16 protein-coding genes are annotated in these 15,367 nt (G+C 69.3%); 13 read left to right on the forward strand and 3 right to left on the reverse strand.

The features are described from left to right. Nucleotides 1–6: 6 nt before the first annotated feature. The gene (locus V1457_RS28210) at nt 7–762 is read left to right on the forward strand and encodes an alpha/beta hydrolase (protein WP_338598069.1); all 756 of its coding nucleotides are present in this window, start codon (nt 7–9) and stop codon (nt 760–762) included. Between the two features lie 8 nt (nt 763–770). Here V1457_RS28210 and V1457_RS28215 read toward each other — a convergent pair whose 3' ends face one another. Beyond that, nucleotides 771–1,520, reverse strand: coding sequence for an IclR family transcriptional regulator (locus V1457_RS28215; RefSeq protein WP_338598071.1), 750 nt, complete (start codon nt 1,518–1,520; stop codon nt 771–773). Between the two features lie 161 nt (nt 1,521–1,681). On the opposite strand from V1457_RS28215, the gene V1457_RS28220 reads away from it, so the two are divergent. From V1457_RS28220 to V1457_RS28230, 3 genes are read left to right on the forward strand one after another with little or no spacing between them, the layout of a single operon-like run. Continuing rightward, the gene (locus tag V1457_RS28220; protein ID WP_338598073.1) at nt 1,682–2,827 is read left to right on the forward strand and encodes a CapA family protein; all 1,146 of its coding nucleotides are present in this window, start codon (nt 1,682–1,684) and stop codon (nt 2,825–2,827) included. After that, on the forward strand, nt 2,824–3,723 hold the full coding sequence (locus V1457_RS28225) for a polysaccharide deacetylase (protein ID WP_338598074.1): 900 nt from the start codon (nt 2,824–2,826) through the stop codon (nt 3,721–3,723). The genes V1457_RS28220 and V1457_RS28225 overlap by 4 nt, the downstream gene beginning before the upstream one ends. After that, nucleotides 3,720–4,868 (forward strand): M20 family metallopeptidase, encoded by a 1,149-nt coding sequence (locus V1457_RS28230; RefSeq protein ID WP_338598076.1) that lies wholly within the window; start codon nt 3,720–3,722, stop codon nt 4,866–4,868. Before V1457_RS28225 ends, V1457_RS28230 begins: the two co-directional genes overlap by 4 nt. 92 nt (nt 4,869–4,960) lie before the next feature. Here V1457_RS28230 and V1457_RS28235 read toward each other — a convergent pair whose 3' ends face one another. Continuing rightward, nucleotides 4,961–5,704 carry an SDR family oxidoreductase gene (locus tag V1457_RS28235; protein ID WP_338598078.1) on the reverse strand — a complete coding sequence of 248 codons (744 nt, stop codon included), beginning with the start codon at nt 5,702–5,704 and terminating at the stop codon, nt 4,961–4,963. A gap of 149 nt (nt 5,705–5,853) precedes the next feature. Here V1457_RS28235 and V1457_RS28240 point away from each other — a divergent pair, with 149 nt between their 5' ends. The 9 genes from V1457_RS28240 (at nt 5,854) to V1457_RS28280 (ending at nt 13,557) form a co-directional block, all read left to right on the forward strand. Then, entirely contained in the window at nt 5,854–6,792 is a 939-nt protein-coding gene (locus tag V1457_RS28240) for a LysR family transcriptional regulator (RefSeq protein WP_338598080.1), read from the forward strand. Between the two features lie 211 nt (nt 6,793–7,003). Next, entirely contained in the window at nt 7,004–7,366 is a 363-nt protein-coding gene (locus V1457_RS28245; RefSeq protein ID WP_295139549.1) for a BlaI/MecI/CopY family transcriptional regulator, read from the forward strand. Next, nucleotides 7,363–8,301, forward strand: coding sequence for a M56 family metallopeptidase (locus V1457_RS28250; RefSeq protein WP_338598082.1), 939 nt, complete (start codon nt 7,363–7,365; stop codon nt 8,299–8,301). The genes V1457_RS28245 and V1457_RS28250 overlap by 4 nt, the downstream gene beginning before the upstream one ends. A 234-nt stretch (nt 8,302–8,535) precedes the next feature. Continuing rightward, entirely contained in the window at nt 8,536–9,243 is a 708-nt protein-coding gene (locus tag V1457_RS28255; RefSeq protein WP_338598084.1) for a thioredoxin domain-containing protein, read from the forward strand. Beyond that, nucleotides 9,240–10,124, forward strand: a complete 885-nt coding sequence (locus tag V1457_RS28260; protein WP_338598085.1) for a cytochrome c biogenesis CcdA family protein — start codon at nt 9,240–9,242, stop codon at nt 10,122–10,124. The genes V1457_RS28255 and V1457_RS28260 overlap by 4 nt, the downstream gene beginning before the upstream one ends. A 122-nt stretch (nt 10,125–10,246) precedes the next feature. After that, the gene (locus V1457_RS28265) at nt 10,247–10,525 is read left to right on the forward strand and encodes a metal-sensitive transcriptional regulator (protein ID WP_407074731.1); all 279 of its coding nucleotides are present in this window, start codon (nt 10,247–10,249) and stop codon (nt 10,523–10,525) included. 129 nt (nt 10,526–10,654) lie between these two features. Then, on the forward strand, nt 10,655–12,073 hold the full coding sequence (locus tag V1457_RS28270) for an MBL fold metallo-hydrolase (protein ID WP_338598086.1): 1,419 nt from the start codon (nt 10,655–10,657) through the stop codon (nt 12,071–12,073). Between the two features lie 30 nt (nt 12,074–12,103). After that, nucleotides 12,104–12,703 (forward strand): rhodanese-like domain-containing protein, encoded by a 600-nt coding sequence (locus V1457_RS28275; protein ID WP_338598088.1) that lies wholly within the window; start codon nt 12,104–12,106, stop codon nt 12,701–12,703. A 71-nt stretch (nt 12,704–12,774) separates the two neighbouring features. After that, on the forward strand, nt 12,775–13,557 hold the full coding sequence (locus tag V1457_RS28280) for a sulfite exporter TauE/SafE family protein (RefSeq protein ID WP_338598089.1): 783 nt from the start codon (nt 12,775–12,777) through the stop codon (nt 13,555–13,557). 588 nt (nt 13,558–14,145) lie between these two features. Here V1457_RS28280 and V1457_RS28285 read toward each other — a convergent pair. Further along, complete coding sequence (locus V1457_RS28285) at nt 14,146–15,366, reverse strand: 5-methylcytosine restriction system specificity protein McrC (RefSeq protein ID WP_338598091.1); 1,221 nt, start codon at nt 15,364–15,366, stop codon at nt 14,146–14,148. Nucleotide 15,367 lies beyond the last annotated feature (1 nt).

A 15,367-nucleotide genomic window follows, 5' to 3' on the forward strand; every position in this document is an offset into this window, starting at 1 on the left:
CAGCGTTTGAACGACACGACGATCCGGTACACGATCAGCGGTCCGGCTCACGGGCCGACCTTGGTCCTCATCCACGGCTGGGCGTGCAACCGGAACGACTTCGACGCGGTTACCGGCTTCCTTCCGGACGACTACCGCGTCCTCGCGATCGACCTCGCCGAGCACGGCGAGTCCCGGTCCACGCGAGACACCTGGACGATGGAAGAGTTCGCCCGCGACGTGGCAGCGGTGCTGGAGGCCGAGGCGGTGGACTCCTGCGCCGTGGTCGGGCATTCCCTCGGCGGAGCGGTCGCCGTCGAACTCGGCCGCCTGCTTCCCGATGTGGTCACGCACGTGGTCGCACTCGACGCCCTGCACTACCTCTTTCTGTTCGCGGCGCTGGACGAGCAGCAGGCCGACGCGGTGTTGCACCCGTTCCGCGAAGACTTCGCCACAGCGATGCGGGGCATGGTCGAGGCGGGTTCACCGGCGGGCACCGATCCGGCCCTGAAGGAGGCGCACTTCGAGAGGATGGTGGCAGTGCGGCAACCCGCAGGCCTGCGATCGTTCGAGGGCCTGGTGCACTGGAACATGGATGCCGCGCTGCGCGAGGTGAAGCAGCCGATCACGTTGTTCGCGGTGCGCGAGATGGTCGCGCAGGAGGCGATCGACCGCTACCGCGATCGCATGCGCATCGTGCTCGTCGACCTGGACAGCCACCATTTTCACGTCGAGTCGCCCGAAGGCGCGGCCGAGCTCCTGGCTGGAGTGGTGGCCGGATAGAGGCCGCGTCAGGCGGACGAGATCAACAGGCTGATCTCGTCCGCTGCGGCCATCACCAGCGGCGCCAAGACCTTCTCCCGTGCGCGGTCGTAGCGCATCTCCGGCACGGGCAACGTGAGTGCCGCGATGGGCCGCCCGGCCGAGTTCGTGATGGCCGCGCCGATGGAGGCCACGTGCGGGCGGTACCACGACGACGATCCGTTGAGCGCATACCCGCGCTTCGCGGTCTCGGCTATCTCTTGCCGGAGTTCGTCGGAAACCGGCACGGGGGCCTGCGCGAACTCCTTGAGCTCGTGCCGGAGCAGCTCGTCGACCTCGGCCTCCTCGAGGAGCGCCATGATCGCCACGCCACCTGATGTGGCGCGCAGCGGCGCGCGTGCGCCGATCTCGAGGAAGACACGGACGACCTGCGAGGTGTCTTCCCGCGTGACGATGAGAAGGTCCTCGCCGTCGCGCACGCCGAGGAGAACGGTCTCGTCCGTCTCGGCCGCGAGGCGTTTGATGACGGGCCCCGCCACCTCGCGGAGGTCCTGTTCCCCGGCGCTGCGCAGGCCGAGGGTCAGCGCCTTCATCGTCACGCCCCACCGCGCGCGCTCGGGATCCACGACCTTCAGCCAGCCGGCCTGCTGGAGCGTCACCAGGCACCGCTGCACGGAGCTCTTCGGGATCTCCATCACGCGGGACAGTTCCGAGACGCCGATCGGTTGCCGCAGGGCGACTTCTTCGAAGACGCGCAGCGTGCTCAGGACGCTGCCCATCGACCGGACGCTGCTGGCCGTTTTGTCCGCTTCCCCTGTGCGCATGAGGGCTCAGCGTACCACTCTGCGCACTGCCATTCCTCATTCCGGCACGCTTTACTCCGTCAACGTTACCGGGCTATCGTGCGGCACGTCGTATCGCACTGCGAAACGGATGGTTCATGGACCTCACTGTGGTGGGAGATGTCGTCCTCTCGGCGTGGCCGCGGCGCACAGTCGCGGAACCCGTCGGCCCGGCCGACTCGGCGTTCGGGCTTCTCCGGGGCGGTGACCTGACGATCGGCAACCTGGAGGTTCCGCTCACCGAGTCCGGTCAGCGCGCCGAGAAACTGGTCACGATGCGCGCGCCGACGTCAGGCGCGGCGGAACTCGCGGCGTTCGGCTTCGACATGGTGTCCCTGGCCATGAACCACGCGATGGACTACGGCGCCGAGGGCATGCGGGACACGGTGCGGGCGCTGGATGCTGCGGGAGTCCTGCACGCCGGATTCGGCGAATCGCTCTCCGAGGCGACCCGTCCCCGCGTGGTGTCCGTCGGCGAGAAGACCTTGGCATTCTTCAGCTTCTGCTCCGCGCTCCCGCTGGGCGCCAATGCGACGGCCGACCGGGCCGGTATCGGGGCGATCCGGGTGCGCCAAAGCTTCGAGTTCGACAGCACCTTCCTGGACGAGACCCCGGGAACGCCGCCCTTCGTGCATTCGAGCGCGCACGAGCCGGACGTGCGAGCGGCAACGGCCCTGATCGGCGAAGCCAAGCGGCGCAACGACTTCGTCGCGGTGGCGCTGCACTGGGGCGTTCCGTTCTGCTACCTGCCGACCGCGCAGGGGCCGCTGGCGCAGTATCAGCAGCCGTTGGGGCGGCGCCTGATCGACGCCGGCGCGGACCTCGTCATCGGACACCACCCGCACTGCCTGCACCCGGCAGAGTTCTACGAACGCGGGCTGATCCTGTACTCCACCGGCAACTTCGTCTTCGACTGGTGCGACGGGTGGAGCCCGGACTCGATGGCCGCGCAGGAAGACGCTCATCCGGCCCCTCCCTACCAACCGGCCTTGTTGACGGGCCCCTGGTACGAGAGCGCCGTGTTCCGCGTGCAGCTGGGCGGGGCCGACGGGCCCACGCTTCGCCTGGATCCCATCGAGCTCGACACGGACAGCCAGCCGATCATGCCGCGGCCCGAGGTGGCGGCCTCGATCCTCGCCCGGTTCGCGGAAGCGTCCAGGGAGCTGGACCCGTCCATTGTGGTCGACGAGGACGGGCTCGTGCGGCGAACTTCGAAGAACCACAACGTCGTGGAGGAAGCATGACCGAGCAGCAGCCGTGGCAGTGGGACGAGCCGACCTGGCGCGGGCACGTCGAGCGTGTGCGCGCCGGGCGTCCGCTGCGACCGCATTCCTGGCCCGGTGGCGCGAAAGTCGCTGTGGCGTTGTCGTTCGACTCCGACCACGAAACACCCGCGCTGCGTGACGGCAATGTGCTGCCGGGCACACTGTCCCAGGGCGAGTACGGTGCTCGCGTCGGTGTGCCGCGCATCCTGACGCTGCTCGAACGCTTCGAGGCGCGGTCGACGTTCTTCATGCCTGCGGTGTCCGCGCTCCTGCACGACGGCGAAGTGAAGTCCTATGTGGACGCCGGGCACGAGGTCGCGCTGCACGGCTGGATCCACGAACGCAACACCCGGCTACCACCCGAGGCCGAACGCGACCTGACGTTCCGGGCCGCGGACACGCTGGAGCGCCTCGGCGGAACACGCCCGGTCGGCATCCGAACCCCGTCGTGGGATTTCTCCGCCCACTCTCTGCGGATCATCCGCGAGCTGGGCCTGACGTACGACTCGTCACTGATGGCAGATGACGACTGCTACGAGATCCTCGCCGACGGAGAACCAACCGGCATCGTCGAACTGCCGGTGGAGTGGATCCGCGACGACATGCCGTACTTCACGATGGACCGCTTCACCTCGCTACGGCCGTACACGCCGCCGCGGGGCGTGCTGTCGCTCTGGCGCGACGAGTTCGATGCCGCCTACGCCGAGGGCGGGATCTTCCAGCTCACGATGCACCCCCACTGCATCGGGCACCGCTCCCGCATCGCGATCCTCACCGAACTCCTCGAGCACATCGCCTCGCACGAGGACGTCTGGTTCGCCACGCACGCCCAGATCGCCAACCACGTACTCAGCGGAAAGGACCTGTCGCGATGACCGGTACCAACGAACGCATCGAGGGCACGTTCGAGCAGAACCTGGACTCGGTCCTGGAGCTTTCGCACCGGATCAACGCCAACCCGGAACTCGCCTTCGAAGAGCACGAAACCTCGGCGTCGATCATCGCGGCGCTCGAAGACGGCGGGCGGTTCACCGTGGAGGAAGGCGTGGCCGACCTGCCGACGGCGTTCGTGGCGTCGGCCGGACACGGTGACCTGGTCTTCGCCCTCTGCGCGGAAATGGACGCGCTGCCCGGCATCGGCCACGGCTGCGGCCACAACGTCATCGCCGCGTCCGCCGTCGGCGCCGCCCTGGCCTTGGCCCCCTACGCCGACGAACTCGGGCTGACGGTGCGGGTCGTCGGCACTCCTGCCGAGGAAAAGGGGACCGGCAAGGAGATCATGGTGAACCGCGGCGTCTTCGACGACACCCACGCGGCCATGATGGTGCACCCGTCGCTCAAGGACGTCGTCACGCCGCAGCTGCGCGCTTCGCGCTCCTGGCAGGTGACGTACACGGGTCGCGGCGGGCACGCGTCGCGACCCTGGAACGCGTTGAACGCCGGGGACGCGACGGTCGTCGCCCAGACCGCCATCGGGCTGCTGCGCCAGCAGTTGCGCGATGGCGTCCGGGTGCACCACGTCGTCAAGGAGGCCGGGGCGGCCGTCAACGTCATCCCCGACCGCGCGGTCACCGACTGCATGATCCGCTGCGACACCATTGCCGAAGTCGACGAAGTGTGGGAGCGGGTGCGCCGCTGTTTCGACGCCGGCGCCGTCGCCACCGGCACCAGCGTCGAGTACAGCGCATTACCGTCCATCTACCGCGAATTCCGGCATGATCCCGACCTGGCGCCGCTGTTCGAGCAGAACGCCAAGGCCATCGGCCGGACCTTCCCCGACTACCCGGACACGATGTTCGGCTCGACCGACATGGGCAACGTCTCGCTGCGCATCCCCGCGATCCACCCCATGCTCTCCTTCGATCTCCCGCCCGAAGACGGCAATCACACCGCCGCCTTCGCCATCGCCGCCGCACGCCCCGAAGGCGACCGGTTCGTGCACGACGCCGGCCTGGCGATGGCTCTCACCATCGCCCATGCCGCCCAAACCGACTCCGTCCGGACGCGGCTGCTCACCTAGTCCCCCAGTGCCTGAGCCACCGCTGAAGCGGGCCCGGCGCGTCGAGCCGGTTCACGCGTCTTGGCTCTCCCGCCTGGCTTCGGCAGCGGCAGTCAGAGCTGGGAGCCGCCGCCGTCCACCGCGAGTTCGGCTCCGGTGGTGTAGGTGGCGTCGAACGCGAGGAACGCGACTGCCTTGGCGACCTCGGTGGGGGCGCCCATGCGCAGCATGGGGTTGTCCGCAGCCATCTGCGTCTTCGTTTGCTCGGCCGCCTCCAAGGGCAGCGACTTCTCCAGGATCCCGGAGTCGATCGGGCCGGGACTGACCGCGTTGACGCGGATCTCCTGCGGGAGCAGTTCCCGGGCCAGGCTGCGGGTCATCGAGCGCACCGCCGCCTTGCTGGCCGCGTACGCGCTGAGCATCGGCAAACCCAACACGTTCGCCACCGACGTGGTGAGCACCACGCCGCTGCCCTCGGCCAGCAGCGGAGCGAGCTTCTGCACCGTGAAGTACGGGCCTTTGGCGTTGATGGTCAGCACCTCGTCGAAGAGCTCCTCGCTGGTCGCCTCGAACGGTGCGAAACCGTTGACCCCGGCGTTGGCGAACAGGGCGTCGACCGTGCCGAACTCGGCCTTCACCCGCTCGGCCAGCGCATCGATGTCGGGCGACGAGGACGCGTCGCCGCGGACCGCGATCGCGTTCTCGCCGAGCTGGTCACGGGCGCCATCCAGAGTGGCCTGGCTGCGCCCGGTGATCAGCACGCGCGCCCCCTCGTCCACGAGCAGCCGCGCGGTGGCCAGGCCCAATCCGCTGCTGCCTCCTGTGATCACGACGTGCTTGTCCGCATACCTGCCCATATCAGACGTCTCCTTCTTGGCTTCCGGATCTCGTGCCGGAGGGTCGGCCCCGGCGGCACAACATCGAGTCAACGGCCTTCTGAGCTGGGCGTCCAAGACCTGTTTCGCACCTCGTCATGCAGAATCGGAATGACGCGTAGAGTGGCCGGGTGTCCGACGAAGCCTCGCGACCTCCGGCGCTCGACCTCGGCTCGGACCTCGACCTGCGGTTGGTGCGGTACTTCACGGTCGTCGCCGAGCACCTGAACTTCGCCCGGGCGGCAGCCGCCTTGCACATCGCTCAACCTTCGCTGAGCCGCCAGATCCAGCGGCTGGAGGACGCCCTCGGAGTCCGCCTGCTGGAACGCACCACCCAGGGCAGCAGCCTCACCGCCGCCGGCGCGGCCTTCCTCCCCCGAGCGCAGGAACTCCTGCACTCCGCCCATCGGGCGGTGCACACCGCACGCGCCGCAGCGCCGCCGCACACGGTCACCGTCGGATACGTCGAGGACCTCGTCATCACCCCCGCGGTGCGGGACCTGCGCTGCCGTCGTCCCGACGCCCACGTCCGCACCCGGCACCTGGACTGGAACGAAACGGGCGCCCTGCCCGACGGTCGAGTCGACATGCTCGTCGCCCGCACGCCGCTGCCCATCCCGACCGACGACCTGCGCGTGACCACCCTCTACGACGAACCCAGGTCACTCCTCGTGCCCGCATCCCATCGCCTTGCCGAGAGGGAGTCGGTGCGCCCGGAAGACTTCACCGACGAACCCCTCGTGGCCTGCGCCGGTATGGCCGCGGTCTGGACCGGTTTCTGGCGGCTCGAACCCCGCCCGGACGGCAGCCCGGCTCCCCTCGGTCCGATGCTCGTCGACACGTTCGAGGACAAGCTCGAGGTCGTCGCGGACGGGCGCGCCGTCGCCCTGGTACCCGCGAACGACCGGCGCTGCGCCCTCCGGGACGACCTCGCCACCGTCCCCGTCGAGGGCATCGAACCCTGCCAGGTGGTCGTCGCCACCCGCGCCGACGACCGCAGCCCGCTCGTCGCTGACTTCCGGGAGTCCGCGACCCGGTTCCTCGTCCAGGAGAAGATGGCGCATTCCTGAGACAGCAGCCCAGCGACGCGGGTGGGCCGCACATCTCCTCTTCCCGCAGGAACGATCTACTATGTACCATAGTAGGAAGTTCCGGCCGGCCCGGAGGAAACCACCCCGTGATCCGTCCGCTCCCCGCTTGGAGGTCCTCGATGAGCACCGGCGGGCCGTTGTGCACGGCGAACCCGCGGCACGCCTTAGACTGGCCGGCGCTGGAGGTGCGATGCTCGGTCTCGGTGAGCTGGAGCTCAAGGTGATGGACGTCCTGTGGGCGGCCGATGAACAGCTCCGCGTGCGCGATGTGCTCGATCGGCTCTCCGCCGAGCGCGCGTTCGCCTACACCACGATCATGACGGTCCTCGATCACCTGCACGGCAAGGGCTGGGTGCAGCGCACCCGGATCGGGCGCGGCTACAGCTATTGGCCCGTGCGCTCGCGGGAAGAGGCGGGTGCGCACGTGCTCCGCGAGGTGCTCGACTCGTCCGGCGACGCCGAGTCGGTCCTGCTGCACTTCGCCGCCTCGGTCTCCGAACACGAGTCGGAACTGCTGCGGCGAGCGCTGGAGAACGGGCGCGGAAAGCCATGACGATCGCCATCGGCCTGCTCGCCGGCGCGGTCGTGATCGCAGCCTTCGGCCAGGCGTACCTGCGCCGCCTGCTCAATCCCCGGGTGCGCCCCGGCATCGCGCTGGCGGGGTGGATCGCGTCCCCGCTCGTGGCGATCGGTGCGGCGATCACCGGTGCGGTGCTGCTGCTGATCCCGAACAACGGCTCCGTCGACGGTCTGCTCGGCATGGCGCGCAGCTGCGTCAACGTGGTGCACGGCCACACGGCGGCCTGGGAGTACGTGGCCCGGCTCGGCGGTGCCGCACTCGTGGCGGTCGCGGTGCTGCGCCTGCTGGTCGTGGCCGCTGGGCTCGTTCGGAAGGAAGCCGCGCTGCGGCGTCGCCACCTGACCGCGGTGCGGCTGCTCTCCCGCCGAGATCCGGATTCCGCCGTGTTGTGGCTGGATCAGGCGGTGCCGGTGGCTTACAGCCTCGGTGGCCGGCGCGGTGCGATCGTGGCGACCAGCGGCGTGCAGCATCTCGACGCCGAAGCCCGGGATGCGGTCCTCGCGCACGAGCGGGCTCACCTGGCCGGACGGCACCACGCGCTGGTCCTGCTCGCGACCGCGCTCGCCAAGGGGCTGCCGTTCGTGCCGCTGTTCAGGGCCGCGCCGCCTGCGGTGCGCGTGCTCGTCGAACTCGCCGCGGACGCCGCCGCGGCCCGGCGCTGCGGCGCGGGATCGGTTCGCGCGGCGCTGCGCACGGTGACCGGCGACGTCGCGCCTGAGACGTCGCTGGCGATGTCGCGGGATTCGGTGCAGCTGCGGCTGCACTGGCTGCAAGCCGCGAGACCGGGCAGCCGCCATCGGGCGAGCTGCGTGGCCGCCGTGTTCGCCTCGGCATCGCCTGCCGTCGTCGCTGTCGGCGCCGTGGCGTGCCTGGTGCTGCTGTACTGCTTCGGCGTCCAGGGCTCCTGACCGGAAGAAGACGCGACGCCCGAGTGGCTGAGCGCGTTCTCGCCACCGCCGATCGGGCCGCGCCCGCGTCCACGCCGCGCAGGCGCCTCCACGGTTCCGCCGGTTCACCGCAACAACGACCAGCCGCTCGCCGGGCGTTTCGGCGCGGATCGCGGACCTCTGCCGCCCCGCCTTAACTACTACGGTTCGTAGTAGTTACGCTCCCGGCAGCCGAGCGAAGGAGCGTGGTCACCGGTGAGCGGCACGGGTGCGCAAAAGAAGTGGTTGACGTTGACTGCGGTGGTGCTCGCCGCCGCGGCGGTGTTCCTGCTGGGATACCTGCTGGCCGCGCCTAGCGGGGCGACCCGGGCAGCCCCGCAGCAGGCCGAGAAGCAGCAGGAGAGTCCGCTGGCGAAGCTCGCGCGGCGCAGCCCCGCGGACCCGCTGGCGCTCGGCCGGCCCGATGCACCGGTCGTGCTGCTCAACTACGGGGACTACCGGTGCCCGTTCTGCGCGAAGTTCTCGCGGGACATCGAACCCGAGCTGATCGAGCGCTACGTCCGGGACGGCGTCCTGCGCATCGAGTGGCGCGACTTCCCGATCTTCGGCGAGGAATCGCTCGAAGCCGCCAAGGCCGGGCGCGCCGCGGCGGCCCAGGGCAAGTTCTGGGAGTACCTGGGCGCGATCTACCGGGCCGCCCCGGAACGAGGGCACCCGGCGCTGCCGCACGACAAGCTCGTCGACTACGCCGAGCAGGTCGGAATCGCCGACATCCCGAGGTTCGAGACCGACATGAACGACCCCGCCACGATGGCCGCGATCCAGGCCGACGCGACGGAAGGATCGCGGATCGGGGTGTCGAGCACGCCGACGTTCCTGGTCAACGGCGATCCGATCCTCGGCGCCCAGCCGCTGGAGCAGTTCGCCGGCGCCATCGAGCAGGCGAAGGCGGCCGCGGAATGAACGAGATCGGACTGCTCGGCGCGTTCCTCGGCGGGTTGCTGACGCTGATCAGCCCGTGCTCGGCGATGCTGCTGCCGTCGTTCTTCGCCTACGCCTTCGACGGGCTGGGCAAGCTGGTCGCCAGGACCGGGGTCTTCTACCTCGGGCTGGCGACCACCTTGGTCCCGCTCGGTGCGGCGGCGGGGTTCTTCGGCGCGCTGCTGACCCGGCACCGCACGACGCTGACCGTGGCCAGCGGAGTGGTGCTGATCGCCCTGGGACTGCTGCAGATCTCCGGCAGGGGCTTCGGACTCGCCGCGGCGCAGCGGATGACCGGGCGCATCCGGATCTCCTCCGGGATCTCGGTGTACGCGCTCGGCGCCGTCTACGGGCTGGCCGGATTCTGCGCCGGGCCGCTGCTGGGCAGCGTGCTCACCGTCTCCGCGGCCGGTGGCCGCCCCCTCTACGGCGCGATCCTGCTCGCGGTGTTCGCGCTCGGCATGGCCTTCCCGCTGTTCCTGCTGGCGCTGCTCTGGGAACGGTTCCAGCTCGGCGAGCGGGCCTGGCTGCGCGGCCGCGAAATCACCATCGGGCCGGTGCGCCTGCACACCACCAACATCATCTCCGGCCTCGTGTTCATCAGCATCGGTGTGCTGTTCGTGCTCACCGAGGGCACCGCGAACCTCGGCGGATTGACCGACGTGGACGGCCAGTTCGCGGTGCAGGCGTGGTTGCAGCAGACCATCGCAGGAGTCCCGAACACCGCCGTGCTGCTGGTGCTCGCGGTGCTCGCGCTCGCCGCGGTGCTGTGGAAGCTCGCGCGCATCCGCCACGCCGAACGCGACGACTCCCCCGACCCCTCCGGCGAGACCACCGTCGCCGCAGGCCGGCGCAAGGACTGATCGCCCCGGCGGAAGACGCCCCCGGGAAGCACACCGAACGGTTGCGCACATAGCCGACGTCACAAGCACATCTTGGAGGAATACCCCCGGGGGTTTGTTACGTTGGATCCAGGCGAAGGGAGATGGTCGTTGTGGAGATGAAGCCGGAGAAGGTGGGGGACGCCCTGACGCGGCTGCGCCGGGCGCGGGGCCAGCTAAGCGGCGTGATCGAAGCCATCGAGGAAGGGCACGACTGCGCCGAGGTGCTGACCCAGCTGGCAGCCGTTTCGCGTGCGCTGGACCGCGCCGGTTTCAAGATCGTGGCCAGCGGCATGAAGCACTGCCAGCAGGCTCGCGAGGACGGCGACGAGCCGCCGATGACCGAGCAGGAGCTGGAGCGGCTGTTCCTCGCGCTCGCCTGAGCGGTGAGCTTCCCGGCCTCGTCCTCGCCGGATGAGGCCACCGTAATACCCCCGGGGGTTCATGGGGTTAGAGCAGTGATCTCGGTGTCCGGCGCGACCGGCCACGGAGGCGGAAAGGAGTGCGCAACGGTGACGGAGACGAATGCGGCGAAGCAGCAAGACCGCTCGGCCGGTGACCTGGTGGTCGAGGTGATCGAGACGTCCTCGCTCGGGGACCGCAGCTACCTCGCCAGCGATGGCGAAGTGGCCGTGGTGGTCGATCCGCAGCGGGACGTGGACCGGGTGATCGCTGCCGCCGGACGGCTGGGCGTGCGGATCGCGCTGGTGCTCGACACGCACGTGCACAACGACTACGTCTCCGGAGGGCTGGAGCTGGCCCGGCTGACCGGCGCCGAGTACGGATTGGCGGCCGCGGACGAGGTGCCGTTCGATCGGCGGCCGCTGTCGGACGGCGACGCGGTGGAGCTGTCCCCGCGGATGCAGGTGCGGGCGCTGGCCACCCCGGGGCACACCTACCACCACCTGTCCTACGCGCTGGAAGGTCAGGACGGCCCGGTGGGCGTGTTCACCGGTGGGTCGCTGCTGTTCGGAACCACCGGGCGCACCGACCTGCTGGGCGAGCAGCACAGCGAGGACCTGGCGCGCCACCAGCACGCCTCGGCGCAGAAGCTCGCGGCGATCTTGCCGGACGGGGCGCAGATCTGGCCGACGCACGGGTTCGGCAGCTTCTGCTCGGCCACGCAGGCTTCGGGCGATTCGGCGACGCTCGGCGAGCAGAAGCGGCTCAACCCCGCGTTGACGCTGGCCGAACGCGACTTCGTCGAGCAGACCCTGGCGGGGCTGGATGCGTACCCGGCGTACTACGCGCACATGGGCGTGCAGAACACGACGGGGCCGGAACCGCTCGACCTGCGCGAGCCGGTGCGCGCGGAGCCGGAGGAGTTGCGGCGTCGCCTGGAGCACGGCGAGTGGGTGGTGGACCTGCGCTCCCGCAAGGCCTACGTGGTCTCGCACCTGGCGGGCACGGTCGGCCTCGGCTTGGACGGTCCGATGGTGACCTGGCTCGGCTGGATGATCGACTGGGGCGCCCCGATCACGCTGCTGGGCGAGTCCCGCGAGCAGGTCGGCGAGGCGCAGCGCGAGCTGGCGCGGATCGGCATCGACAAGTTCGCCGGTACCGCGGTCGGCGCCCCGGAGCAGTTGGCGGCGGATCGCGGTCAGCTGCGCAGCACTCGAACCGCCACGTTCGCGGACCTGGCCGAGGCGATGGACGGCGGATCGCCGGCGCCCGAGGTGGTGCTGGACGTGCGCACCCACAACGAGTTCGCCGCATCCCACGTCCGCGGCGCGGTGCACGTCCCGCTGTACGAGCTCAAGGACCGCACCGGCGAGATCCCGGCCGGTGTGGTGTGGGTGCACTGCGGCAGCGGCTACCGCGCCACCGCCGCGGCCTCGCTGCTGGAGGCCGCCGACCGCCCGGTCGTGCTCATCGACGACCACTTCGGCGCCGCCGCCGAGGCCGGTGTGCCGATGGCCGACGCGAGCTGAATCCGAACGATCGCGGAGGAACGCGAAGAAATGCCCCATACCCCGCCCACGACCGTCGAACCCGCCCAGGTCCGCGAGTTCCGCGAAGCCGACCCGCAGGTCCGGTTGATCGACGTGCGCACTCCCGGCGAGTTCACCGCCACGCACATCCCCGGCTCGTACAACGTCCCGCTGGACCTGCTGCGCGAACACCGCGCCGAGCTGACCGCCCAGCACGGCGATCCGGTGGTGCTGGTGTGCGCCTCGGGCGCTCGCGCCGAACAAGCCCGCGCCCTGCTGGAAACCGCCGGGCTGGACCGGATCAGCGTGCTCCGCGGCGGCATCACCGGCTGGGAGGGCGAAGGCGGCGACCTCGACCGCGGCCGCGGCACCTGGGCCATGGAGCGGCAAGTGCGGCTGGTCGCCGGCCTGCTGGTGCTCACCGGCGTGGTCGCCAGCACCGCTTACGAACCGCTGAAGTGGATCTCCGGTTTCGTCGGGGCGGGCCTGACCTTCGCGGCGCTGAGCAACACCTGCGCCATGTCCCGCGCGCTCGGGCTGCTGCCGCACAACCGCACCGCCGCCACCGATGGCCGGGCCCTTCTCGACGCACTCACCGGCGGAAGAGACGGGAGCCGGACCGCGGGCTGACACCGCGAGCAGGTGCACGGCGTCGATGACGGTGGCGCGCGGCGAGTCCGCCGCCGGGACAGGTGGTTTCGTTGTTCTTGGCAGTGGTGTTCGGTGCCGCGATCGGGCTGGCGCTGGGTCTGCTCGGCGCGGGCGGATCGGTGCTCGCCGTACCGGCTCTGGTCTACGGCGTCGGGCAGCCCCTGCAAACGGCGATCCCCAGCTCGCTGGCCGTCGTAGCGCTGTCCTCCCTCGGCGGCCTGCTCCCCCGCGAGCGGCGCACCGCGGTGCGGTGGCCGGTCGCGCTGGTCTTCGGCGCGGCCGGCACCCCCGCCGCTTTCGGCGGGACCGCGCTCGGGAAGCTGTTCCCGCAACGCTGGCTGCTGCTGGCCTTCGCCGCGTTGATGGTCGTCATCGCGGTGCGGATGCTGCGAGGCGGGGAAAACAACACCGGCGCCTGCCGCACCGGGCAGGGCGGGATCGACTGGCGCGCCTGCCTGCCCAAATCCGTGCTCGCCGGTGCGGCCGTGGGGGTGCTCACCGGGCTGTTCGGCGTCGGTGGCGGTTTCGTCGTCGTCCCCGCCCTGACGCTGCTGCTGGGCCTCGGGGCGCAGGAAGCGGTCGCCACCTCGCTGGTGGTGGTCCTGATCAACTCTGCGGCCGGTCTCGCCGCCCACGCGGGCGCGGCCGACAGCGTCGATTACCGGGTGCTGCTGCTGTTCGCCGGTTCGGCGCTGGTGATCTCGGCGTCGGCGGCGCGGTGGTCGGCGAAGCTGGACCCGTCCACGGTGCGCCGCTGGTTCGCCGTCGTCGTGCTCGCCGTGGCCGCCTTCGTCGCCGTGGCCGCGATCGTCGACCCTTCGACCTTGGGGTGAGGCCGCAGCCCGTCCCGGAAGCGACTCCCGCAGCGGGCCGAGCAACTTTCTCAGCCGCTCCGGCACCCGCAGCTGCGACGGGTGACCAGCCGCGCGGCTGCGGAGACGCCGACATCGTCGCCAAAGGATGAGCTTCGTGGCGTGCAGCACCATCTGGTGCACCCGGAACAGCAAAAGGGCCACCCGCAAAGCGGATGGCCCCTCCACGACAGGAGTTGCGGTCCTGCTCGAGAACCTCAACTCAGGTCAGGGTTGTAATAACAACCCGATGGTCGGGACGGCGGGATTCGAACCCACGACCCCCTGACCCCCAGTGGGGCCCGTAAACTCACGTGACCTGCGAAGACAGAGAAACTGCTGGTGCGGCGGTACCGTTCGCTACTGTTGACACCGGCCCAGCAACGTTTAATCCCCCACGTTCCTCCCCCAATTCCCTCCCACGCGCCGGTGTCAAAACCGACCCGCGCCGATGCACAGCGCACTAACCCACTGTTGTAATACGCAAAATATTTTTCTGCAGGACCGGTAGGAACCGTGCTTCACGAAGCTGAACCCAAATGAATCTCCGTTATTCTGCAGCTCCTGCTATCATCCGGGCCTTGTGGTTGCATTGGCGCAAACTTTCTGCAAATGAGGGAGGGACTTTTCCGGAGTCGTTGTGGTATCTACCCCGACAACCTCGATGTTGCCCAGTGCACCGTATGGTCCACAAGTTCGAAGCGTCCGGAAACTTGCGCCATCTGGACTTGGATGGGCCAGAACCACTGAGGAGGAATATCCCGTCATGTAGGTCAGAAGCTGATGGACATCGTCAGCGCCGATATTCTTTGACCCATATTTCTTGTACTTGGCGTCGACCGGCATCAGACCGGACTTGGGAAAACGGAGAAGTACATCCGGCCGGAAAGTGCGGCGACCTTGAAGGTCTCCAGTTGTGCTGATGGCTCGTGCGCCGGAGGAGCGGACGACGTAACCGTCTAGCGAAGCCGCCGCCTCTTCAAAAAGACGGCGGACGACTTTTTCCCAGAGAGCCGGCATGTCCAGGAGAAGGGTGCCCGCACGCTGCTTTCCTTGTTCGGCGAGAAGGTCGTCGACACCGCCGCTAGTGAGGAGAAGTCGTGCCCAGGTGTGGGCGTTGCGGTAGCGGGAGTTGAGGCGGGTGTACTGCGCTCGGGCGAGTGCGCGTACGGCCGTGGGTGGGGAGACTTGCGGAAATTCAGAAGCGGTCTCCGCGAGGGCACGGGCGAGTGTGTGGTCACCTGCTAACGCAACAGCAGCCGCCAGCGCGGCACCGCAGACCTGGTTTTCCCAGATGTCGTTCTCTCGGTCGAAGGTCTCAACGTGCAGCCGGTCAACGAGCCCGTAGCGGTGGGTCGCCTGGCGCTGGATGTCCAGGCGACCGCGCAACATCGGCTCAATACTGCGCCGGCGCACGTAGTCTTGGCGCAGCCCTGTGCGCAAAAGTGTCTGACACTCGCGCAGCAACGCTGCGGCGACGAGATCGGTGAATCCGGTAGGGCTGGTGGTCCAGTTGCGCAGTGAAGTGTGATGCTGGACCGGGACAGCCAACGCATAGCAGAGCCAGTCGATCAACCTGGTGCCGCTAATGGCGAACTTGGGTCTAATGACCAGCCGAATCCGATCCAGGGGAAGGATTCCGACCGTGGCGCCGACGGTCACCCGCCAGCCCGACCCACTCGGAGTCACTGTCATCTTTCCCTGAGCTGTCAACATCTTCAGCCGCGCTAGGTCGGACTCGGTGAGCTGACTGGCGGTCAAGTCGGTCGTACCGTACTCGTGCAGGGTCACC

This window comes from Saccharopolyspora sp. SCSIO 74807 (assembly GCF_037023755.1).
Taxonomy (GTDB): domain Bacteria; phylum Actinomycetota; class Actinomycetes; order Mycobacteriales; family Pseudonocardiaceae; genus Saccharopolyspora_C; species Saccharopolyspora_C galaxeae.

Bases quoted from the DNA above. Each gene is read 5' to 3' on its own strand.
- V1457_RS28235 (WP_338598078.1), bottom strand. From the start codon at position 5,704: ATGGGCAGGTATGCGGACAAGCACGTCGTGATCACAGGAGGCAGCAGC.
- V1457_RS28250 (WP_338598082.1), top strand. From the start codon at position 7,363: ATGACGATCGCCATCGGCCTGCTCGCCGGCGCGGTCGTGATCGCAGCC.
- V1457_RS28265 (WP_407074731.1), top strand. From the start codon at position 10,247: ATGGTCGTTGTGGAGATGAAGCCGGAGAAGGTGGGGGACGCCCTGACG.
- V1457_RS28260 (WP_338598085.1), top strand. From the start codon at position 9,240: ATGAACGAGATCGGACTGCTCGGCGCGTTCCTCGGCGGGTTGCTGACG.
- V1457_RS28230 (WP_338598076.1), top strand. From the start codon at position 3,720: ATGACCGGTACCAACGAACGCATCGAGGGCACGTTCGAGCAGAACCTG.
- V1457_RS28220 (WP_338598073.1), top strand. From the start codon at position 1,682: ATGGACCTCACTGTGGTGGGAGATGTCGTCCTCTCGGCGTGGCCGCGG.
- V1457_RS28215 (WP_338598071.1), bottom strand. From the start codon at position 1,520: ATGGGCAGCGTCCTGAGCACGCTGCGCGTCTTCGAAGAAGTCGCCCTG.
- V1457_RS28225 (WP_338598074.1), top strand. From the start codon at position 2,824: ATGACCGAGCAGCAGCCGTGGCAGTGGGACGAGCCGACCTGGCGCGGG.
- V1457_RS28275 (WP_338598088.1), top strand. From the start codon at position 12,104: ATGCCCCATACCCCGCCCACGACCGTCGAACCCGCCCAGGTCCGCGAG.
- V1457_RS28245 (WP_295139549.1), top strand. From the start codon at position 7,004: ATGCTCGGTCTCGGTGAGCTGGAGCTCAAGGTGATGGACGTCCTGTGG.